General features: G+C 42.6%; 1 protein-coding gene. It reads left to right on the forward strand.

Annotation, left to right across the window (positions count from 1 at the left end; translation table 11 throughout):
• Positions 1-319: RNB domain-containing ribonuclease (locus HC175_RS22260; RefSeq protein ID WP_168140022.1), on the forward strand; the 319-nt coding region annotated here is incomplete at both ends.

Below are 319 nucleotides of genomic sequence, written 5' to 3' on the forward strand. Positions count from 1 at the left end.
CTTTAGCCATTATTCCCATTTTACATCTCCAATTAGAAGATATCCCGATGTGATGGTGCATCGCCTGCTTCAGCATTACCTTGACAACGGCAAATCTGCAGCCGAAGAGGAATACGAAGCAAAAAGCCAGCACAGCAGTAACATGGAAAGCCTTGCAACCAGTGCCGAAAGAGATTCTATAAAATTCATGCAAATTAAATTTATGCAGGACCACAATGATGAGGAATTTCTTGGCGTTATTTCCGGGGTTACAGAGTGGGGAATTTATGTAGAGATCATCGCTAATAAGTGTGAGGGCATGGTAAGGCTGAGGGATATT

It is taken from the genome of Salinimicrobium oceani, assembly GCF_012037645.1.